The organism is Nocardia spumae (assembly GCF_020733635.1).
In the GTDB taxonomy this organism is placed as follows: Bacteria; Actinomycetota; Actinomycetes; order Mycobacteriales; family Mycobacteriaceae; genus Nocardia; species Nocardia spumae.
This window is the reverse complement of sequence record NZ_JAJFZL010000001.1, coordinates 1,074,633-1,079,315: the sequence shown is the minus strand read 5'-3', so window position 1 is coordinate 1,079,315 and position 4,683 is coordinate 1,074,633. Positions and strand designations below refer to the sequence as shown.

The following is a 4,683-nucleotide window of genomic DNA, read 5'->3' as shown; positions in this document are numbered from 1 at the left end:
CCCGTAACCTCACTTCCGGAACGCCACGCAGCGCTCCCCGATGGCACACCGATACCGACGCTCACCTCATCCGAGCGTGGCGCCGGTGTTCGGGGCTCACTTCGATTGCAATCAGACAACAAAAATGTTCATAGGACCTATCCGTCCGTCGGGCCGATCTTGTTACATGGGCCCGACCACACCCGCCGACCACGGATCGGCCTCATTTCGCGATTCGCTGATGAACACCGAACCAATCTACCGCCCACTACCGACAATGACCCAAGAAGCCCGATAGCGCTCCGACATCAGCGCAGCACGAAGTTGCACCGGCCACATCGGCGCGGATCAGCGGCCTGACCCGGCGCCTGTCTACATGGCCGAACGTGTTTCACATTCCCGCCCCTGGGAAGTGACGGCGTTCCCGGCTCGGGTCGTACAGATGGGATTGCGCGCAGTCGATCGCCGGGGCCAGCGCGCGACCCACCAGCACCACCGCGGCCTGCCGCAATCCCGCCGCCTCGACCTGGTCGGCGATATCGGACAGGGTCCCGCGCAGCACCAGCTGCCGCGGCTGGCTCGCGCGGTAGACCACCACCACCGGGCAGTCGGGCCCGTATTCCCCCGACAGTTCCGCGGCGAGCTCCCGGATCCGGGTGATCGCCAGATGCAACACCAGGCTGGCTCCCGTCCGCGCGAAGTTCGCCAGCGCCTCCGACTCGGGCATCGCGGTGGACCGGACCCGCGTGCGCGTGAGCACCACCGACTGGACCACTTCGGGCACCGTCAGTTCACTGCCCAGCACCGCGGCCGCCGCCGCGTAGGCCGGTACCCCCGGAGTCACATCCCAGGCGATGCCCCGGGCATCCAGCCGCCGTGTCTGCTCGGTCAACGCCGAATAGAGGGAGGGATCACCCGAACACAACCGGGCCACATCCTTGCCCTCGGCATCCGCCCGCGCGCAGTGCTCGACGATCTCGTCCAGATCCAGGCCCTGGGTGTCGATCAGCTCGGCGTCCGGCGCGCAATTGCCCAGTACCCCCGGATCCAGATAGGTCCCCGCGTAGAGGCACACCGGCGACTCCCGCAGCAGTCGCACCGCCCGCAGGGTCAGCAGATCCGCAGCGCCGGGACCCGCTCCGATGAAGTGCACGGTCATGGATGGAGTGTAGGAAGCGGGAAACGCGGCGAACCGGTCAGCCCAACCGGTCGGCGTCGAGGACCGGCGGGCCCCGGCCCGGCGGCCTGACGGCCCGTTCGACTCACCTTCGCGCACGTATCCGCGTTCTTCGGCGGGCACGAAGGCGACCGAATCCAGCGCCGAGTCGCCGTGCCCGTGCCCCGTGCCCCGTGCCCCGTGGTGCAAGGCAGTATCGGGCTCCGATGGGTGAGCCGTCGAGTGGCCCGACATCGCGTTTGCACCACATCCGTTGTGCATCAATGGTTTTCGCGAAGAAATACGCTCGGCGGATCGGTCCTCCCGCCGCGCCCCCACATCCGCCGAAAGCCGCTGGATCGGATCGGATTCGCCGGCTCCATCGGGGTCCGCCCGGCGTAGGGTTGACCCCGGGGTCCACTCAGATTTCCGAAGGTGACCACGATGACGAAATTCGTTCAGACCATCGAGTTCACGACCTCACGGCTCGATGAATTCAATTCGACTCTCGATCGGTGGCTCACCGCCACCGAAGGCACGCGCGCGGCGACCCACAGCATGGAGACCAAGGATCGCGATCGCGACAACACCTATATGCAGATCGTGGAGTTCCCCTCCTACGAACAGGCCATGGCGAATTCCGCGCTGCCCGAGACCACCGGCTTCGCCGAAACCCTGGCCGCCCTGTGTGACGGTCCGGCCGTCTTCCGCAATCTCGATCTGATGCGCGAAGACGACATGTCGTCGCGACCGGGCACCTCCCTGCTGGTCAAGAACTTCGATGCCGCCGACGAGACGCGGGAATTCGAATCGGGCAGCGGCCGCCTGCAGGTCGTGCAGGCGCCCGCGGGTGCGGTCGGCCGGGCTGTCTTCGAGCCCGGATGGCGCTGGTCGACCCACGTCAAGCCGATAGCCGGCACCGATAGTTGCCAGGCTGCCCACCTCGGATACTGCGTGTCGGGGCGGATGCGCATCCGGATGGACGACGGCACCGAGAGCGAGGTCGGCCCCGGCGACTACATGGAATGCCCGCCCGGCCACGATGCCTGGACCGTCGGCGACGAAGCCTGCGTGATGATCGACTGGGCCGCGGCGGCGGACTACGCGCGGCGCGGCTGAGACCGCCGCGGCTACCCCGTCATATCCAATCCGCCGAGGATCTTGGTGGGCCGGACGCGGACCACCAGCTCGCCCGGGACCGCGTTGCGCCGGCCGAACTCCTCGGCCCGGTCGGGGCCCATGTAGCGCGCGGCGATGGCGGTGGCGGTGCGCAGGAGTTCGGCCGGATCCTCGGAGAGGGTGGCGACGCCTTGGACCTGGAAGTAGGCGTACGGCGGCTGTTGGAGGTCGACACAGATCGAGACCCGCGGGTCGCGAGCGACGGCCTTGCCCTTGGCCGTGGTCTTACCGGTGTTGAAGACCAGATCGTCGCCGTCGACGATGAACCACACCGGATTGACGACCGGACGGCCGTCGGAGGCGACGATCGCGAGTTTGCCGGTCCGGGTGCCGGCCGAGAGGAATTCGCGCACTTCGGGATCGGTGATGGAAGGCATGTGCACACCCTAGGAGGCGATCCGCCGGATTTCCGGGACCTCGCGCGCGACGGCCGGGCTCAGATGGCGCCGCGTTCGCGGGCCCGGGCCACCGCCGAGGTCCGCGATTTCACACCCAGCTTCGAATAGATATGCACCAGATGGGATTTCACCGTCGTCTCACTGAGGAACAGGCGTTTGCCGATATCCCGGTTGGAATGGCCGTCGGCGACGAGTCGCAGCACCTCGATCTCCCGCGCACTCAGGGTGGCGTCCGGTTTACGCACGCGGGTCATCAATCGCGAGGCCACCGAGGGCGACAGCACGCTGTCACCGGCGGCCGCGCCTCGGACCGCCGCCAGCAGTTCCGCGGGTGGGGTGTCCTTCAGGATGTACCCGCAGGCCCCGGCCTCGATGGCGCCGAGGATATCCGCGTCGGTGTCGTAGTTGGTGACCACCAGGACATTCGGCGGATCGGGCAGCGCGCGCAGGGCCGAGGTCGCGTCCACCCCGGATTTGCCGGGACCGAACCGCAGATCCATCAGCACCAGGTCGACGGGGGTGGTGGCGCAGAAGGCCACCGCCTCCTCGGCGGTGGCGGCCTCACCGGCGACCGTGATGTCCTCACCGGAGTCCAGGAGCGCGCGTAGACCGGCGCGCACGATCGCGTGGTCGTCGGCGAGCAGCAATCGGATCACGACAGTTTCTCCCGCGAAAGCTGTTCGGCCGCGTCGGATTCCGGTGACCGGGTATCGAATACCGGCCCCTCGGGATTCTCACCGGCCGTATCGTGCAGCGGGAACGAGACCGTCACCGCGGTATGCCCGGGTTCGGATTCGACATCCATCATGCCGCCCTGCTGCTCCACCCGGCTGCGCATGGCATTGAGCCCGAACGTGCCGCGCCCGAACACCGCGGGATCGATACCGACGCCGTCGTCGACCACGTCCAGGTGAACCGCGTCGTCACCGTAGGTGAGCGTGATCCGCATCCGGTCCGCGCGAGCGTGCCGGACCACATTCGACACCGCGCCCTGCGCCACCCGCACCAGCGCTGCTTCGACGGGCATCGGCAGCCGCATGGGCGTGCCCTCCACCACGGTGCGGGCGCTGAGGCCGGGCGCCTCGGCGCGGCGGGCGATGCGGTCGAGCGCGTCGCTGAGCGACTGACCTTCCAGTACCGCCGGCGTGAGCTCGCCGATCAGCTGCCGGGTTTCGGCCAGATTGTCGGCCGCGGTCTCGCGGGCGAGTCGGATCCGCTGTAGCGCGGGATGATCCGGGGCGTCACGTTCGGCGGCATGGAGCAGCAATTGAATACTCGACAGCCCCTGGGCCACCGTGTCGTGGATCTCCTGCGCCAGCCGTTCCCGTTCGGCCAGCTTTCCGGCGGTGCGTTCCCGCTCGGCGAGAGTCGCTCGGGCGGCGAGCAATTCGTCGATCAACCGCTGCCGATCGGCGGCCTCCCGGAACAGCGCTCGATAGCCCAGTCCGATCGCGATCGCCACGATCGCGCCCAGTACCGGCCCGGCCACCCCCGCGACCGACCAGCCCTGGTGCAGCCCGTACCCCACCACCGAGACGGCGGTCGCGGCGATCACCGCCGCCAGCCCCCACATCCGCGGCAGCAGATGCAGGTACAGGAAGAACAGGCCGAAGACCAGGTAGACGGCCTCGGGCGCGAGCGGGATCAACGCCAGCCACAGCGCCGTCAGTCCGGCGAGCCAGAACCGCGCCGCGACCGGACGTCCGCGCAGCAGACCGCCCGCGAAATAGACGATGAGGAACAGCACCGCGAGCACGATCACCGGCACGGTATGCGGCGATCCTTCACCGGCGGGCACGATCGCCCGCACCACCACGACCACCGCGAGCGCCGTCATCAGCACGTGCAGGCCCACCTGCAGTGCGGCGAAGACGGGGGTGAGTGGAGAGCGGTGCACACCGCCAGCTTATGCGCGGGCGCCCGACCGGCATCGTTCGAAAGTTGGAACCGCGCGTCGGCCGGAGGTTCGGC

General features: G+C 68.5%; 5 protein-coding genes. 1 reads left to right on the top strand and 4 read right to left on the bottom strand.

Annotated features, from left to right (window positions below):
- Positions 1–370: 370 nt before the first annotated feature.
- Positions 371–1,138 (bottom strand): precorrin-4 C(11)-methyltransferase, encoded by a 768-nt coding sequence (gene cobM, locus LKD76_RS04630; RefSeq protein ID WP_227979692.1) that lies wholly within the window; start codon positions 1,136–1,138, stop codon positions 371–373.
- Positions 1,139–1,579: 441 nt separating this feature from the next.
- On the opposite strand from cobM, the gene LKD76_RS04625 reads away from it, so the two are divergent.
- Positions 1,580–2,254 carry a cupin domain-containing protein gene (locus tag LKD76_RS04625; RefSeq protein WP_227979691.1) on the top strand — a complete coding sequence of 225 codons (675 nt, stop codon included), beginning with the start codon at positions 1,580–1,582 and terminating at the stop codon, positions 2,252–2,254.
- A gap of 11 nt (positions 2,255–2,265) precedes the next feature.
- Here the strand turns inward: LKD76_RS04625 and LKD76_RS04620 are convergent, their stop codons facing one another.
- The 3 genes from LKD76_RS04620 to LKD76_RS04610 are packed head-to-tail and all read right to left on the bottom strand — an operon-like array spanning position 2,266 to position 4,609.
- A complete protein-coding gene (locus LKD76_RS04620; protein WP_227979690.1) occupies positions 2,266–2,691 on the bottom strand; it encodes a PPOX class F420-dependent oxidoreductase in 426 nt (141 codons plus the stop codon).
- A 59-nt stretch (positions 2,692–2,750) separates the two neighbouring features.
- Positions 2,751–3,368 (bottom strand): response regulator, encoded by a 618-nt coding sequence (locus LKD76_RS04615; protein WP_227979689.1) that lies wholly within the window; start codon positions 3,366–3,368, stop codon positions 2,751–2,753.
- Positions 3,365–4,609, bottom strand: a complete 1,245-nt coding sequence (locus LKD76_RS04610) for a sensor histidine kinase (RefSeq protein ID WP_227979685.1) — start codon at positions 4,607–4,609, stop codon at positions 3,365–3,367. The genes LKD76_RS04615 and LKD76_RS04610 overlap by 4 nt, the downstream gene beginning before the upstream one ends.
- Positions 4,610–4,683 lie beyond the last annotated feature (74 nt).

Excerpts from the sequence above, each read along its gene's own strand:
- cobM (WP_227979692.1), bottom strand. The coding sequence starts at position 1,138 with ATGACCGTGCACTTCATCGGAGCGGGTCCCGGCGCTGCGGATCTGCTG.
- LKD76_RS04625 (WP_227979691.1), top strand. The coding sequence starts at position 1,580 with ATGACGAAATTCGTTCAGACCATCGAGTTCACGACCTCACGGCTCGAT.
- LKD76_RS04620 (WP_227979690.1), bottom strand. The coding sequence starts at position 2,691 with ATGCCTTCCATCACCGATCCCGAAGTGCGCGAATTCCTCTCGGCCGGC.